We start from the raw sequence: 15,599 nt of genomic DNA on the forward strand, positions 1-15,599 counted from the left end.
CTGTTTTTCCCGGCTTTCCGGGCGTTGCCGCCCCCTCCCGCCCCGGCTTTGGCCCCTGCGCCGGCCCCGGCGTTCTTTCCGTCCCCCGCTTTGGTGCTGTCTCTTATACCCTTCTAGATGTGAAAAAGAGCCGGCCCTGAAGCAGGGCGCTCGTGACCGCCACCAGCGCGCCGGGCGCCGCTGTCCAGGCCCCCCAAGCCAAGGTGGCCGCCCCCGCCGCATCCTCGTACAGCATCACGTTGATGGGCGCAGCCAACAAGGCCAGGCCCAGCGAAGCCGCCAGGCCGATCAACCAAAACCAGCGCAAAGCCACCTGCACCTGCCGCCGGATCGCCCCGGCGTCTCCCTTCATCTGCAGCTCGGCCATCGACGGGATGAACAACACCGACAACGAGGTCGCCAGCATCGTCACCAGCTGCACCAGCGGGATCCCCCGGTTGTAAACCCCCACTTGTGCCATGATACGCAGCTCCTCGCCGTGGGCAGAGAGCAGGCGCGGCAACGTAAACGTGTCCACCAAGCTGATTAACGGAACCGCCAGCGCGGCAAAGCTAATCGGCACCGCATCCTTCAGCAACGTAGGCAGAAGCTGCCTGCGACGTTTCCGCTGCGACAGCTGATCCACATTTGCACGCTGCATCCCTTCTCCGTAAGCGGACAGTACCTGTTTCCGTGCGCTCTTCTCCCTCCGCCAATACAACAACATCCCCCCAAGACCCGCGGCCGCTCCGGCCGAGGAGCCGATAAGCGCCCCGCCGGCGAGCTCCGCCTCTCCGGCCCCAATCCGGCTTAACCCTAACAGCAGAACGATCATCACCGTGACGCGGACCGCCTGCTCCAACACCTGGGAAACCGCGGTAGGCGTCATCCTTTGATGTCCCTGAAAGTACCCCCGCAGCGCCGCCGCCACCGGGACGAGCAGCAACGCCGGCGCCGCCCCGCGAAAAGCCGGGATCAACAGCCGGCTGCCGATCAGTTGCGCCAGAAACGGCGCCCCAAAATAAAGCAGCCCCGCAAAGGCAACCCCCAAGACCAGCATTGCGGCCGACGCCAGTCGCAGCACCTCGCCTCGTTCCCGTTCCAGACTGGGCGCCTGGCGTTCCGCCACGAATTTGGCCACCGCTGCCTGAAAGCCGGATGTCGTGAGCGTAATCAAAAGCGTATAAAAAGGATATACCGTATTATAAATGCCAAATACGCCGTCTCCTCCGATATTTTGCAGCGGAATCTTCTGCAGCATCCCCAGCAGCTTGGTGACCAACGCCGCCGCGCTTAGCACGGCCGCCCCCTTCAGCAGCTTCGAGGACAAGCTTTCCTTCGTTTCCATCATGGCAACCTACTTTGCTTCATCAATAATGACCTATTGCATCAACTAACAGGTTCCATTATATGACGAAACAAGGGGCTGCCGCCATTTCCCCCCGGGTGAAACGCAAAAAACTTACACATCCCTCGAAAGTTTCGGCCGGACCAAGTCCGCCCCAAACAGCGGGTGTGTGTAAGTTCCTCCATGCGCCATACTTGTTGCCTATGGTTCTATTGCTCCATCTGTTTAGCCAGAAAACCAGCCGCCGTTTCGGCCATTTTCGATTCCAAATCGGACATTTTTACGGAATCGTCTTTGTTGACGAGCACCACCGTTCCGATCGGATCTCCGCCGGCAATAATCGGCGCGATAACGAACGAGGAGAGGTTCTCCGGATGATCCTTTGTGATTTCGTAGGACCCCGACTCCGCTTCCATAATGATTTTACGGCCATCCATACTGCTCTCCAGCAGCGAACTGATTTGCTTTTCCAGATATTCTTTCTTAGAAGCCCCCGCCACAGCAATAATCGTATCTCGGTCGGAGATTAAGGTAATATGACTGGTGCTTTCATACAACGACTCCGCATACTCCTTGGCGAAATCACCCAGCTCGCCGATCGGCGAATATTTCTTCAGAATCACTTCTCCATCCCGGTCCACAAAAATTTCGAGCGGATCTCCTTCCCGAATTCGCAGCGTGCGGCGAATTTCCTTAGGGATAACAACACGGCCCAGATCATCGATACGGCGTACAATACCAGTAGCTTTCATTTCACTTGATGCCCCGCTTTCTTAGAAGTTTTGAACTACGGCTTGAATTTCCTTAAGCTTCACCTATTCGGACTTTATACGTAATCTGCGGCTTACACAGTGTATGCGCCATGAGCTTCGCCAAAACGAGCGGCCGAAGGTGGGGACAGGGATGGCTTGTTCTGTGATTATGACCATAGTATTCATCCCGGGCGAACACCTTATTCATCATAATGAACCATGATTTTTAACCCCTTGCCGCGTATAGGTAAAAATGTCCTCGCAAAAAAACAGCGCGGAACTCCCGCGCTGCTTCCTTGTTCTGCTTATTTGTTCGTATCGTTCCCAGCCCCGTTGCCGTTTGTTCCAGCGTTTCCGGCGTTGCCGGACCCTTCCGTACCGGCATTGGTCCCTGCGTCGGTCCCGGCGTTCGTTCCGTTCCCCGCATTGGTGCCTGCATCCGTGTCGTTTTCGCCCGTGTTGGTTTCCACTTTAGGCAATTCGATTTTCTTGATGATCTTCTTCTCCAGATCACCCGACATGAACTCGTCCAATTTGTTGGAGGCCAACGTCGTTTGGATCATGTCTTTCTGCTCTTGGGTCAAATCTTCAAATTTCTTCTCGGTCCGAGATTCCACACGAATAATGTGGTAGCCGTATTCGGTCTCTACCGGATCACCGATTTCGTTCACCGGTTGGGTCAAGGCAGCTTGCTTAAAAGCTTCTACCCAATTGCTGACCTCCACGTTTTCGTACAAACCGCCGTTATCCTTGGAGCCTGGGTCTTCGGAGTACTCTTTCGCCAAAGTGGCGAAATCCTCACCCTTGTCCAACTTAGCTTTGACATCCTTCGCCAGCTTCAAAGCGTCCTCAGAGGTACGCTCTTTGCCGTCCGGATCGGTGAAGTTGATCAGGATATGACGGACCGAAGCCGTCGTATAATCCTGCTTCGTCGCTTCAAATTCCTTCTTCACGTCGTCCTCGGAGATCTTCAGCCGTTCGCCTTCCATCACGGTATAAATCCGCACCATGTAGTTCTTGAACTCCGCTTCGGTCAGCTTCTGAGCGTCCAGCATTTGCTTGAAGTTGTCCTCGCCGTACGAGGATTTCATCAGGTCAAACTGCTCTTCCGCCTTCTTCTTGCCGGCTTCCTTGGTCTTGTCGTCGGCTTTGGTTTCAAGGTATTCATAAGCGATCTCCTGCTTGATCAAATACTGGCGGAAATCCTCCATTTGCATGAACTGTTCCATTTGCGGCTGAAGCGCCAGTACGATCCGCTGCTCGCGGTCCCACTCGTTCTCTGTAATTTCGCCGCCTTCGTACGTTGCGATGACCTTACTCGTATCGTTCCCTCCCGAGCTTGCTTCTTTTTTACCGCATCCCGCCATGACGGAGAAAGCCAATACCGCCACGAGTGCGATCAGCAGCGTTCTCCATGAGCGCCTTTTACTTTGAAACATCCTGTAGTTCCCCTTTCGCTTTGAACGCATCCTTCAGGGCTCCGAGAAACTGCTCCAACAAGCCCATCAATTCTTTGTCGTCCATTCCCTTGGTTTTAATCCGGATGAGCATCACGGATCCTTGACTAAATTGTACACGTCTTCCGAACAGATTGCCAACTTCCGCGAGCTTGCTTGGAACGACGACCTTTTCCCGACCTTCGTAGAATTTGATCGTCACTTCCTCGCCTCGCAGCGTCAGCGACTCGATGCCATACTGCTTCCCGTACAGTTTGACACGGGCGACAGCCAGGAGATTCTGCACGGCTTCCGGCAGCTCGCCGAACCGGTCCAGCAGCTCGTCCTCCAGCTCGGCTACGTCCTCAAATGACGCAGCGGAGGCGGTTTTCTTGTAAATCTCGATCTTCTGAATACTGTCGTAAATGTAGTCCGACGGTAAATACGCATCGATCCCCAGATCGATCGTTGTATTCCATGTCGCTTCGGCTGGGACCGTCTCGCCAAGCATCGTGATTTTGCGCTTCTGGATTTCTTCGGCCAGCATCTGCGAGTACAGATCGAAACCCACGGAAGCGATAAAGCCGTGCTGCTCCGCGCCAAGCAAATTGCCCGCGCCGCGGATGGCCAGGTCGCGCATGGCGATTTTGAAGCCCGAACCCAGCTCGGTGAATTCCTTGATGGACTGCAGCCGCTTCTCCGCGACCTCGGTTAATGACTTGTCACGTTGATACGTGAAGTAAGCGTAAGCGATCCGGTTCGACCGTCCCACGCGGCCGCGAAGCTGGTACAGCTGGGACAAGCCCATTTTGTCGGCATCGTGAACAATCAGCGTGTTGACGTTCGGAATATCGACGCCGGTCTCGATGATGCTGGTGCTGACCAGGACGTCGTATTCCCCGTCAAGGAAATCCAGAATCGTCTTCTCCAGCTCCTGCTCCGACATTTGGCCATGGCCAATCCCGACACGCGCATCAGGAACCAGCAACGAAATTTGCGAGGCCATTTCCTGAATGCCTTGCACGCGGTTATACAGGTAGTAGATCTGTCCTCCCCGCGCCATTTCGCGCTCGATCGCTTCGCGCACGAGCGATTGGCTGTGCTCAACCACATAGGTCTGCACCGGGAACCGGTTCTCCGGCGGCGTTTCGATGACCGACAGGTCGCGAACGCCCAGCATCGACATATGCAAGGTCCGCGGAATCGGCGTCGCCGTCAGGGTCAGCACGTCCACGTTCGTTTTCAGCTTTTTCAGCTTCTCTTTATGCGTTACGCCAAACCGCTGCTCTTCGTCAACGATCAACAGGCCTAAATCCTTGAACACCAGATCCTGCGACAAAATCCGGTGGGTTCCGATCACGACGTCTACCGTGCCTTGACGAACCCCCTTAATCGTTTCGTTCTGCTCCTTGCGGCTGCGGAAGCGACTTAGCGACTGAATGTTAATCGGATATCCGGCAAACCGCTCGCGGAACGTCTCATAATGCTGCTGGGCCAAAATCGTTGTCGGCACGAGTACCGCCACCTGCTTGCCTTCGATCGCCGCCTTGAAGGCCGCGCGGATCGCAACCTCGGTCTTGCCATACCCTACGTCGCCGCACAGCAAGCGGTCCATCGGACGGCTTTGCTCCATATCCTTCTTGATCTCTTGGATTGCCCGCAACTGGTCCGGCGTCTCCTCATACGGGAACATGGCCTCAAATTCCTGCTGCTCGGGAGTGTCCTTCTCGAAGGCATACCCTGGCGCGGCTTGCCGCTCCGCGTACAGCTTGATCAAATCGTCGGCAATGTCCTGTACGGAGGAACGGACTTTATTTTTCACACGAGTCCATTCGTTGCCGCCCAGCTTATAGACCTTCGGCTCCTTATCCTCGGAACCGACGTACTTCTGAATCATGTCGATCTGTTCGATCGGTACCGACAGCTTATCGCCGCCGGCATAGAGAATATGCATGTAATCCTTGTGGATTCCGCCGACCTCCAGCGTGCCGATCCCCATGTATTTCCCGATCCCGTGATTCTGATGGACGACGTAATCGCCCACCTTCAGCTCGGTGTAGCTCTTGATCCGTTCGGCATTGTCCATGCTTTTGCCGACGCGGCGCGCTTTACGTTGTTTCTGGGAGAACATCTCGCCTTCGGTAATGACGACGAGGTGGACGGACGGCAGCTCAAATCCAGACTGCAGGTTACCCTGCAGCAGCGACGGCTCCTCAATGCCATAGTCCTGCAGCACCCGCCGCATCCGATCCATGCGCTCTTCGTTGCTAGCCAGCATGATGACGTGGGCTCCGCTCTTTTTCCAACGCTCCATCTCCGCCTTCAGCACGTTCATTTGCCCGTGAAAATCCTGCATCGCCCGCGTCACGAAGTTTACGATATTCTGCGGCTGGGAATGCGGCACTTGGCGCAGGAACAACGACATAAACAACGTCTGGAATGGACGGTGGTAAATCAGGTGATCCACGTCCACCGCCAGCGACAGGTCCGGAAGGCTTTTGCCATTCTGGAACAGGTGCAGATTCCATTCCGCTTCATCGCGTTCCAGCTGCTTGGCCGTTTCGAGTAAGCGCGCCGGCTCGTCGAGCAACAGCAGCGTATCCTTCGGCATGTAGTCGTATAGCGTTTTTCGCTCCGGATAAATCAAAGAAATATATTTATAGATTTCCGAAAAATAAACATGCTCGCGCAGCATTTCCATCTCTTTGAACAGCTCTTCGCGGAGGCGGTTTTTAGCCTGACGGTCGGTCATCTTGTCCAGCTGAATCTCCAGTTTCTCGGACACCGCCTGCGCCGCCTGTTCCAGCCGCTCCTTCGAAGAGATCAGTTCCTTGCACGGTGGAATGAACACTTCCTTGATCTGGTCGACCGACCGCTGATCCGCCGGATCAAAGGTTCGGATCGAATCGACCTCATCATCAAACAGCTCCACCCGGTAAGCCGTGGAGGCTGTCAGTGGATAGAAGTCGATGATCCCGCCGCGCAAGCTCATCTCGCCGCGGGATTCCACCCGTTCGACCCGCTCATAACCGAGCTCAACCATTTGGGTCAGGAAATGCTCCAGCTCCAGCGTACCCCCAAGCCGGACCGTCAGTCCCGCTTCAGCCATCGCCTCCGGCGTTGGGATAAAGCGGCGAATGCCGGAATAAGGCACCACCACAACGCCCCGGAAGCCCCGGGAACATTGCAGCAGCACCTCGATCCGCTGCGCCAGCGTTTCCGGGCTGGACACAGCCGATTCGGCCGCAACCAGCTCATTGGCTGGGTACAACATCACCTGATCTGGTGAGAGCGCTTCCTGTAAATCTTCATATATTTTCTGAGCGGCAAACATATTGTGGGTTACGACGAGCAGCGGCCGGTTCGTTTCTTGATGCAGCGCAGCCAGCATCACCTGTCTGGATGAACCCGACAAGCCGGAGATCAACTGCTCCTTCATGCCCGAGTTCACGCCCGCTACCGTCGAAGCAAAATCGGTATCGCGTGAAAAAGCTTGAATAAGTGCTTGTAGCAAATGAGGCACCTCTCTTACTGCTAATGGATAGAAAACAATCTATATCTAAAGCCAATGGTTAAGTCCACCTTACCCGAACCAAAAAGGAGCCTCAGCAAACGTGCCAAGGCTCTATACCCGTAAATTCCGGTGAATTTTGTCCATTGTTCCTGAGAGCTAGCCGATTACTGCAAGGGATTCGCAAGCAGCATCAGCTCTGGGTTATGGTCGAGTGCTTCCCTGCAATAATCGCAGGTCACCCGGACCGTCATTTCCCCGTTAGAATCATACGCTATTATATCTCTCCGCTCATCGGGGGTCAAGGAATGGAAGCCTAATTGGGCTTCTGTGACCTGAGGCGCTTCAATTCTACCAATCACCGTCCGGCAGTGCCGGCAAACGTAGTTTATAGCCATCTATATGCCTCCTGAAGATTCTTTATGTCTCCAGTATGCCCCAGAAGGCCGGCTTTTAGCCTATCAGCCCGCTCTATACACCTTAGCCGTTAAACTTGGCCATCGTTTGTTCAAACGTATGGTCCAAGCTGTATTCCAACGCATCACACGCCGCTTGAATGGACTGCTCGAGCAGCGGCTTCTCTTTCTTCGCGAACCCTGACAGGACATAATCAACCACCGCAAACCCCGGCTCCGGCCGGGAAATGCCCATCCGGATTCGGTTAAACGTCTGCGTGCCGGTATGCTGAATAATCGACTTAATGCCGTTATGCCCGCCGGCACTACCTTGATACCGCAGCCGATTGCGTCCCAATTCGGTGTCGAGATCGTCGTACACGACGATCATGTCGTCAATCGATGCCTTATAGTAGTCCATATAAGCGCGTACGGCTTCACCGGACAGGTTCATATAAGTCATCGGCTTAATCAGCACGACTTTGCCGCCCGGCAGCATTCCCTCCCCGATCAAAGCCTTGCATTTGCTCTGCTTGATCTCGACGCCATGCCGGCGCGCCAGCTCATCCACGGCCATAAAGCCGATGTTATGCCGGGTTTTCTCATATTGGGCTCCCGGATTGCCGAGCCCTACGATCCACTTCATCGTTCATGTACCTCCAAATCAGGTTACTATGGCGTTCCTCACACTCTATAGTAGCTTAATACCGCCACTGGTGCGTGGTTCTTCGTTAAACCAACTAACTTCTCACACGAATTAACTGGATAATGTACCGTTAATTTTGAAGGAATCCGGTTGTATGCGAAAAATCGCCCAAATTCCAGTTAAACTTTTAACCGACGGGGAGTGCCAACGATCCCGTCGTCCCCTATTACTCCTCACCCCACTGCCACGGCAGGGCTTTGCGGAAAGAATCCCGAATGGAGTCAGTCGCCTCAGGTTTTGTTTTATGGTGAAAGTTTGCGGAGCGGGCTTTGTTGTTGGAAATCCTCCGTTGGGCGGATTAAGGCAAGAGGGTGAAATGATTCTGAAGAAGCGGAGCGTTCGCCTTTGTGAGCGGATTTCTACAATTTCTGAATGCAGTCCAATCCAAGAAATCCGCGAGCAACAGCGATCGTAAGAACATTTCACACGGCTGCCTGCTTCCGCCCAACGCCAACGCCTAAACGAACTCGCGCAGCACCTTTTTCACCAACACGCCTTTGAGCTGCCAATACACCGATAGGGGTTACGTCCCCGCTCGGGAGGACGCAACCCCTGGTGTGGCAGTGACCATTTTATTCGATCTCAAACAGCTTGCTGATCGACAGCTCCTCGTGCACGCGAATGATCGCTTCGCCCATCAGCGGAGCGACGGAGAGCACCTTCAGCTTGCTCGTTGGGTTTGGATGAATGATCGGAATCGTATCGGTTACGATCACTTCCTTCAGCGGAGAGTTTTCCAGACGTTCCATCGCTGGACCGGACAACACAGGGTGCGTACAGCAAGCGTACACCTCTTCAACCCCGCCTTCCTTCAACGCGTTAGCGCCAAGGACAATCGTACCGGCGGTATCGATAATGTCGTCCACGAGGATCGCAGTTTTCCCTTCGATGTTCCCGATAATGTTCATGACCTCGCTGACGTTGGGCTCCGGACGGCGCTTGTCGATGATCGCCAGCGGCGCGTTCAGGAAATCGGCCAGCTTGCGGGCACGAACCACCCCGCCATGGTCAGGCGAGACGACAACCGGATTCGGGATATGCTTGGAACGGAAATATTGGGCCAGAATCGGCACGCCCAGCATGTGATCCACAGGGATATCGAAGAAACCTTGAATCTGCATGGCGTGGAGATCCATCGTAATGACCCGGTGCGCACCGGCCTTCTCGATCAGATTCGCGACCAACTTGGCCGTGATCGGATCGCGCGAGCGGGCCTTCCGGTCCTGGCGGGCATAACCGTAATACGGGATAACTACATTGATGCTCTTGGCCGAAGCTCTTTTCAAAGCATCCACCATGACGAGGAGCTCCATCAAGTTATCGTTGACGGGCGCGCAGGTTGATTGCACCACGTAGACGTGGCAGCCCCGGACGCTTTCGGACAGCTTGACTTGAATTTCGCCGTCACTAAAGCTCGTCGTCTCCGAATCCCCCATCGGGATGCCGATGTAATCGGCGATCTGATGAGCCAATTTCGGGTTGGAGTTACAGGTGAATATCTTTAATTTAGAATCACAATAAGTCATAAAATTAAAACCCTCCGTGCTGTGTAGATAGCGTTAGGGCGTTTCATGAACAACCGCCTTTTCAGCTACCCCGTCTATTCAAATGGTCACTGCATCCTTGGTTAAGATTCCTGCTGTCTTTGCTTCTTGGCTTTGGCCCGGGCGCGAATCTTCTCGGCATAACCGGGTTTGTTCTCCTGCCGGGTTCTGGCGATGGCCAAGTCATTCTCCGGAACCGATTGGGTAATCGTGGATCCGGCAACGACGTAAGCGCCTTTGCCTACCTTCACCGGCGCGATCAAGTTGACGTTGCTGCCAACGAAGGCATCGTCCTCGATCTCCGTAATGGACTTATTATAACCATCATAGTTCACTGTAATCGCGCCGCAGCCGATATTCACGTTCTTGCCGACCTTGGCATCGCCGACGTAGCTGAGGTGTGAGACTTTAGAGCCGTCATCCAGCGTCGCGTTTTTGATTTCCACGAAATCGCCGATCTTCACATGCGCTCCAAGCTTCGTCCCCGGACGCAAATAAGCGAAAGGCCCTACCGTCGTCTCCCGGCCGACCTCTGCTCGGCTGAGCACCGACTGTTTCACCTTCGCGCCGTCTTGGATCACGCTATCTTCAATTTCCGCTGCCGGACCCAACACGCAATCTTCACCGATCGCCGTCTTCCCGGACAGAACGGTTCCCGGATAAAGCACGGTATCCGCCCCAATCGTGACCTCGGCCCCGATGTACGTGGAAGCCGGATCAATCACCGTTACCCCGTTTAACATATGGCCCCGCACGATGCGTTCGCGCATCACCGCTTCCGCCTCCGCTAAGGCCACCCGGTCATTAACGCCAATCGATTCGCGAACGTCCGTTACCGCATAACCTTCCACGATTTCATTCGCTTGCACCAAGATGCCGATGACGTCGGTAAGATAATACTCCTGCTGGGCATTCTTGTTGGTCACTTTCTCCAGCGCGGCAAATAATTTTGCATTATCAAAACAATAAGTGCCTGTGTTGATTTCCTGCACGGCGGCTTCTTCCGGTGAGCAATCCTTCTGCTCGACGATCCGTTCAACCGTTCCGTTCGCGCCTCGGATCACCCGGCCATAACCGTGCGGCTGCTCCATCTTCGCCGTGAGAACGGTCGCTGCCGCTCCCTTTCGATGATGAAGGTCAAAAAGCGCTTCCAGCGTCTCTGCCGTAACCAAAGGGGTATCGCCACAGATAACCAGTGTGACTCCTTCTTCTCCCGCCAATAATGGCCCGGCTTGCTTGACGGCATGTCCGGTTCCCAGCTGCTGCTCCTGCAACACGTATTCCGCCGATGAGCCCAAATAAGACTTCACGGCTTCGGCTCCGTGGCCCACAACCACGATGCTGCGCTCACAACCCGCTTCTTGAACCGCATTCAGCACATGCCCGACCATCGGTTTGCCGCAAACGGGGTGAAGTACTTTATAGAGCTTGGACTTCATCCGTTTCCCTTGACCCGCGGCAAGAACGATCGCTAATCTCTTCAAGGCCCCGGCCTCCTTCTCTTTTTTAAAGAAGTAGTTCTCTCTCATTAAAACTCATTACTGAATATATCTCATTTAGGGCAAAAAGAAAAGGGAGCCATGTACGCATGGCTCCCTTTTCCTCGAACCCCAATTGGTCAAGAAATTAAATAAATGCGACTTACGCCCCTTCTTCAATCGCTTCCTCTTGGTCGGCGGCACGCTCGTATTCAGCCAGGACTGCAGCTTGAATCTTCTCGCGGGTGCCGGAGGAAATCGGATGGGCGATATCCCGGAACTCCCCGTCCGGCGTGCGCTTGCTAGGCATAGCTACAAACATCCCATTGTTCCCGTCGATGACGCGAATGTCATGAACAACAAATTCGTTATCGATGGTAATGGATGCGATTGCCTTCATTCTGCCCTCAGAGCTGACTCGGCGGAGTCTTACATCCGTAATTTGCATATGTGTTCACCACCTTTTTCCATCAGAGACTTGGTGTATTATTCCACATAGCAAACGGAAATCCTTTTTTTTTGATCAACAAAATGGCCTAAAATCACGATTTTTTTTGATAAAACGGGCTTTTCGACACGTTTCGTCGATAGTTCTTACAATACGAGGATTTCTCGACAAGGTTCTTATTGTCCAAATTTCGAAAAATAATTCCCTGGTTCTACGGAGATCTCTTTCTCCTTCGCATCCACCGCTCGAAGCGTCGCCAAGGAAACGTAATCATGCAGCAGACGCTGCTCGCTGGCGACTTCACCGGACTCAACCAGGACGCCAACGCCGGCAACCTCCGCGTTAAACTCGGCCAGCAGGTCCACCATGCCCTGGATCGTCCCTCCCGCCTTCATAAAGTCGTCGACGATCAGTACGCGGGAACGCTCTTTCAGCGCCCGTCGGGATAACGTCATCGTATGCAGACTCTTATGGGAGCCCGAGACATAATTGATGCTGACGGCGGAGCCTTCCGTCACTTGATGGTCGCGCCGGACCAGGACTACAGGCAGATTGAGTTCGGCCCCAGTAGCATAAGCGAGGGGGATCCCCTTCGTTTCTACGGTCATGATGCAGTCGATCTCCAAATCGCCAAACGCCGTCGCGAACAGCCTCCCCGCTTCATTCATGAGCGCCGGTTGTCCCAAGAGATCCGACATATACAAATAACCGCCCGGCAAAATCCGATCCGACTGTGCCAGCTTCTCGCAGAGCTGCCGGATAAAAACGTTCGCTTGCTCCTGCCCGACCCGGGGAATATATTTCACACCGCCAGCTGCCCCGGCAAGCGTCAGTAATTCCCCCATGCCTTCGCCTTCAAACACTTCTTTAATGATGCCGAGATCCTCACTGATCGACGACTTGGCCGCTCCGTACCGCTGCGCAAAGGTCGTCAAAGGGATCAAATGGTGTGGTCTAGCCAACAGGTAATGGGTCATTTCGACCAAACGAGCGCTTCTCTTTAATTTCTTCACGAAGTACCCCTCGCTAAATCCGAATATTTTAATGAAACTATAACACTTTTGTACGGATTTGTCCAAGCCTTGGAAATAAGCTTAGGAGTACCTGCCTTCCATCCCCTTAGCCAAGCTCAAGTCAACAGCCGCACGGCGTAGACTTCTTTGCAAAACCCACGCAACCCGTTATAAATGCGCGATACTTTTGATTCCTTCGAGACGAGACCAAACACCGTAGGTCCGCTGCCGGACATCAACACGCCGTCCGCACCCAAGCGCAGCATCGCTTCTTTTAGCTGGGCTACTTCCGGGTGAAGCTCCAATGTCACCTGCTCCAATACATTGCCGAGCTCCTGGCAGACGTCCGTAAACGAGCGCTTCTCCAGCGCCTCCCGCATCCGGTGGGCCGATGGGTGATCGGTAATCTGCTCGGCGTTTAAGCGCCCATATACCTCCGCGGTTGAGACATTAATCGGAGGTTTCGCCAGCACCACCCAGCACTGCGGCGGGCTTGCCAGCGGCGTCAACACTTCACCCCGCCCTGTGGCCAGTGCCGTTCCGCCCGTCACGCAAAACGGCACATCGGAGCCAAGCTCCGAGCCCAGCTCCTTCAGTTCCTCGTCCGGGATGCCCAACTCCCATAGCCGGTTTAATCCCCGCAACGTAGCCGCCGCGTCACTGCTTCCTCCAGCCAGGCCGGCAGCGACCGGTATTTTCTTATCGAGGTGAATATAGACCCCGCTGCGCACGTTGTATCGTTCCTTGATCAGCTTCGCCGCTTGAAACGCCAAATTCTTCTCGTCCAGCGGAATATACCCGGCCTGGCTCGAAATAATAATCGTGTCCCGCGGGAGGGCGCTCATTTCCAGACGGTCGGCAAGATCCACCATGGTCATGATCATCTCGACCTCGTGGTAACCGTCTGGACGCTTATGCAACACGTCGAGCATTAAGTTGATTTTGGCCGGTGCTTTCTCGTAAATTTTCATGGCGCTCCCCCACCTCAGCAATTCCGTGGAATTCCTCATCCATCCGGTCTTTTAGCACATTCCCTTATTTTAAATAAACGCGGCCTCCACGTCTATGTACGAAAGACAAATTTTCTCCCTCTATCTTACTTCATCCGGCGAAAAAAACGAAGCCTCCCGGACGGGAAGCTTCGCTGCTGCAGAGGTTATTGCTGTTTCGCTGCGGCCTTCTCGGCGAGCTCGATGGCCCGCTTCACCATATTGCCCGCATCTTTCGCTTTAATGCCGCCCCAACCTTCCTGCTGGACGGTATCGTAAAATCCCAGATCCTTCGCCAATTCGACCTTCAAGTTCTCCGACATCACGCTGCGTCTTCTTCGCGACATGGTCAGTGCGCCTCCTTTGGGGTCATGGATATAGGAACGATGATTAGTATACACCGGCTTTGGTCCAAGCATACGATGGGAAGTCTGTCCACCAAAGGCGAACACCTCCGTCTATATTGACCTGAAGGCTTGGCCTCAATTATTCAGGCAAGAAAAAAACGGCCTCGCCAGCTGGGCGATAACCGTTTGCTGCTTCGTTCATGATGTTCACGGTTTAATATACGAAATCCTCATCCCGTCGTTGTCGTCGCAAATCATGACTTCAACGGATTCGGTCAGTATATCAGCATAACTGTAAGACACACGCTTAAAGGTTTGCTGCTCTTGATCCAGCTTCACAATGAAGACCGAAGGATAGGTCTCCTCCAAAACTCCAGTGCGTTCGACGGTCTTCCGGCGACCTCCGTTTGCCCGGAGCATAATTTTCTGTCCTACGTGGGCGTCGAGACTATGCTTTATTTCCGACAGCGCATTTTTAGCCATTGCCTGTGACCACCTTCTTTCTTTGTCCATTATACAGGAAAGCCACAACCTTGTCAAATCAAAACAAATAATTATATCAGCAGTAAAAATGCTGTGTCAACGATTATTTTTCGACATTTTTTCATATATCCCGATGGGAGCTCTAATAAAATAACCGGAAGGTCCTGGGGCGTTCGCCTCAGAACCTTCCGGCATGGACAAGTTGGATGGATGGACTTTCGATGGACATTGAAAATTTCACATGGATGGCACCACTTTCAACGTCGACAAATCCTTCAGTTTGGGCAACCCAATCCGATAGCTGCCGCGAGTCTCGATCCCGCCGACGCCCTGTGCTCCGCTGATCGTATGGTTCAGCACGTCGGTGATTTGGATGGTCTCGCGGATCGAGGTGAGCGACGCCTTGGCAGCGATGTATACTGGATCCAGCGCATGGATCAGCACCCGGCCCGGTGAGCTCGCAAAATTGGCCCCCGCCTGCAACAGTGCCTCAAAGTGCGACTGGCAGGCGCCGGCCACGATCGTTAACGTATCGAAATTTCGCTCATATTGCCGAGCTGCTTGAATTGCCTCCACGAAATGCTTGGAATTTTTGTAGCTAGCTATATTGTACAGGTCGCCGGTAGGGCGCGACTTTAACACGCCGTCATGACCGGTCAGCACGACGATGTCCGGCTTAACCGCAGGCAGCAGGCGGTACAAGACATGAGCCATTTGCGATTCCGTGACGAAATAGCCCTGAGCCGGTACGCGCAGCTTCTCGTATAAGCTTAAGCTTTTTTGCAAATATCGTTCATCGCCGTCCAGATGCAGCACCTTGCCCGGCACCTCAAAATAAGCCGGTTCCCCCTGCACGTAAAGCTCCCGTCCAATCGCCATGCGGTTGCGTTCCGCCAATTCCTTGCGGTCCTGGGTTAACCGTTTCAGCGATTCCGTTGCTTTGATCCGGGCCCGCTGCGTTGTCTCTCCTGGGGAAGCCGGGTCTACCCTAACCAGATCGGTTAAGGGCGCATCCGCCAGCAGCCGAAATTCTGTTCCTTTGATGATAGCTTCGCTCCGCTCAATCCGTTCGATCCGGAACGTGACGTCTCCACCATATGATTTGCGGACGACCAAGTCTCCCAAATTCGTCAAGTCAATCACCTCTATCCCCATCGTATGGGCGACAAG

14 protein-coding genes are annotated in these 15,599 nt (G+C 54.1%); all 14 read right to left on the reverse strand.

The window, feature by feature from the left end:
• Window positions 1-103: 103 nt before the first annotated feature.
• Window positions 104-1,330, reverse strand: a complete 1,227-nt coding sequence (locus BN3277_RS00645; protein ID WP_232436291.1) for a polysaccharide biosynthesis protein — start codon at window positions 1,328-1,330, stop codon at window positions 104-106.
• Window positions 1,331-1,536: 206 nt separating this feature from the next.
• On the reverse strand, window positions 1,537-2,079 hold the full coding sequence (spoVT, locus tag BN3277_RS00650) for a stage V sporulation protein T (protein ID WP_059040397.1): 543 nt from the start codon (window positions 2,077-2,079) through the stop codon (window positions 1,537-1,539).
• Window positions 2,080-2,384: 305 nt separating this feature from the next.
• Window positions 2,385-3,518, reverse strand: coding sequence for a peptidylprolyl isomerase (locus BN3277_RS00655; protein ID WP_059040398.1), 1,134 nt, complete (start codon window positions 3,516-3,518; stop codon window positions 2,385-2,387).
• Complete coding sequence (mfd, locus tag BN3277_RS00660) at window positions 3,505-7,029, reverse strand: transcription-repair coupling factor (RefSeq protein WP_059040399.1); 3,525 nt, start codon at window positions 7,027-7,029, stop codon at window positions 3,505-3,507. The genes BN3277_RS00655 and mfd overlap by 14 nt, the downstream gene beginning before the upstream one ends.
• 164 nt (window positions 7,030-7,193) lie before the next feature.
• The gene (locus tag BN3277_RS00665) at window positions 7,194-7,424 is read right to left on the reverse strand and encodes an anti-sigma-F factor Fin (RefSeq protein WP_059040400.1); all 231 of its coding nucleotides are present in this window, start codon (window positions 7,422-7,424) and stop codon (window positions 7,194-7,196) included.
• A gap of 82 nt (window positions 7,425-7,506) precedes the next feature.
• Window positions 7,507-8,067, reverse strand: a complete 561-nt coding sequence (gene pth / locus BN3277_RS00670; RefSeq protein WP_059040401.1) for an aminoacyl-tRNA hydrolase — start codon at window positions 8,065-8,067, stop codon at window positions 7,507-7,509.
• A gap of 632 nt (window positions 8,068-8,699) precedes the next feature.
• Window positions 8,700-9,653: a ribose-phosphate diphosphokinase gene (locus BN3277_RS00675; RefSeq protein WP_059040402.1), complete on the reverse strand. Its 954-nt coding sequence runs from the start codon at window positions 9,651-9,653 to the stop codon at window positions 8,700-8,702.
• 101 nt (window positions 9,654-9,754) lie between these two features.
• Complete coding sequence (glmU, locus tag BN3277_RS00680; RefSeq protein WP_059040403.1) at window positions 9,755-11,155, reverse strand: bifunctional UDP-N-acetylglucosamine diphosphorylase/glucosamine-1-phosphate N-acetyltransferase GlmU; 1,401 nt, start codon at window positions 11,153-11,155, stop codon at window positions 9,755-9,757.
• Window positions 11,156-11,312: 157 nt separating this feature from the next.
• Complete coding sequence (spoVG, locus tag BN3277_RS00685; RefSeq protein ID WP_036618134.1) at window positions 11,313-11,597, reverse strand: septation regulator SpoVG; 285 nt, start codon at window positions 11,595-11,597, stop codon at window positions 11,313-11,315.
• A gap of 176 nt (window positions 11,598-11,773) precedes the next feature.
• The gene (purR, locus tag BN3277_RS00690) at window positions 11,774-12,610 is read right to left on the reverse strand and encodes a pur operon repressor (protein ID WP_059040404.1); all 837 of its coding nucleotides are present in this window, start codon (window positions 12,608-12,610) and stop codon (window positions 11,774-11,776) included.
• Window positions 12,611-12,726: 116 nt separating this feature from the next.
• A complete protein-coding gene (ispE, locus tag BN3277_RS00695; RefSeq protein WP_059040405.1) occupies window positions 12,727-13,581 on the reverse strand; it encodes a 4-(cytidine 5'-diphospho)-2-C-methyl-D-erythritol kinase in 855 nt (284 codons plus the stop codon).
• 185 nt (window positions 13,582-13,766) lie between these two features.
• Window positions 13,767-13,946 (reverse strand): small, acid-soluble spore protein, alpha/beta type, encoded by a 180-nt coding sequence (locus BN3277_RS00700; RefSeq protein WP_016314706.1) that lies wholly within the window; start codon window positions 13,944-13,946, stop codon window positions 13,767-13,769.
• 207 nt (window positions 13,947-14,153) lie between these two features.
• A complete protein-coding gene (veg, locus tag BN3277_RS00705) occupies window positions 14,154-14,429 on the reverse strand; it encodes a biofilm formation stimulator Veg (RefSeq protein ID WP_059040406.1) in 276 nt (91 codons plus the stop codon).
• Window positions 14,430-14,666: 237 nt separating this feature from the next.
• The gene (gene yabG / locus BN3277_RS00710) at window positions 14,667-15,584 is read right to left on the reverse strand and encodes a sporulation peptidase YabG (protein ID WP_059040407.1); all 918 of its coding nucleotides are present in this window, start codon (window positions 15,582-15,584) and stop codon (window positions 14,667-14,669) included.
• Window positions 15,585-15,599: the final 15 nt, after the last annotated feature.

It is taken from the genome of Paenibacillus rubinfantis, assembly GCF_001486505.1.
Classification (GTDB): domain Bacteria; phylum Bacillota; class Bacilli; order Paenibacillales; family Paenibacillaceae; genus Fontibacillus; species Fontibacillus rubinfantis.

Coding starts and splice junctions, on each gene's coding strand:
- BN3277_RS00645 (WP_232436291.1), bottom strand. CDS start 1,330: ATGATGGAAACGAAGGAAAGCTTGTCCTCGAAGCTGCTGAAGGGGGCG.
- spoVT (WP_059040397.1), bottom strand. CDS start 2,079: ATGAAAGCTACTGGTATTGTACGCCGTATCGATGATCTGGGCCGTGTT.
- BN3277_RS00655 (WP_059040398.1), bottom strand. CDS start 3,518: ATGTTTCAAAGTAAAAGGCGCTCATGGAGAACGCTGCTGATCGCACTC.
- BN3277_RS00665 (WP_059040400.1), bottom strand. CDS start 7,424: ATGGCTATAAACTACGTTTGCCGGCACTGCCGGACGGTGATTGGTAGA.
- pth (WP_059040401.1), bottom strand. CDS start 8,067: ATGAAGTGGATCGTAGGGCTCGGCAATCCGGGAGCCCAATATGAGAAA.
- BN3277_RS00675 (WP_059040402.1), bottom strand. CDS start 9,653: ATGACTTATTGTGATTCTAAATTAAAGATATTCACCTGTAACTCCAAC.
- spoVG (WP_036618134.1), bottom strand. CDS start 11,597: ATGCAAATTACGGATGTAAGACTCCGCCGAGTCAGCTCTGAGGGCAGA.
- ispE (WP_059040405.1), bottom strand. CDS start 13,581: ATGAAAATTTACGAGAAAGCACCGGCCAAAATCAACTTAATGCTCGAC.
- BN3277_RS00700 (WP_016314706.1), bottom strand. CDS start 13,946: ATGTCGCGAAGAAGACGCAGCGTGATGTCGGAGAACTTGAAGGTCGAA.
- veg (WP_059040406.1), bottom strand. CDS start 14,429: ATGGCTAAAAATGCGCTGTCGGAAATAAAGCATAGTCTCGACGCCCAC.
- yabG (WP_059040407.1), bottom strand. CDS start 15,584: ATGGGGATAGAGGTGATTGACTTGACGAATTTGGGAGACTTGGTCGTC.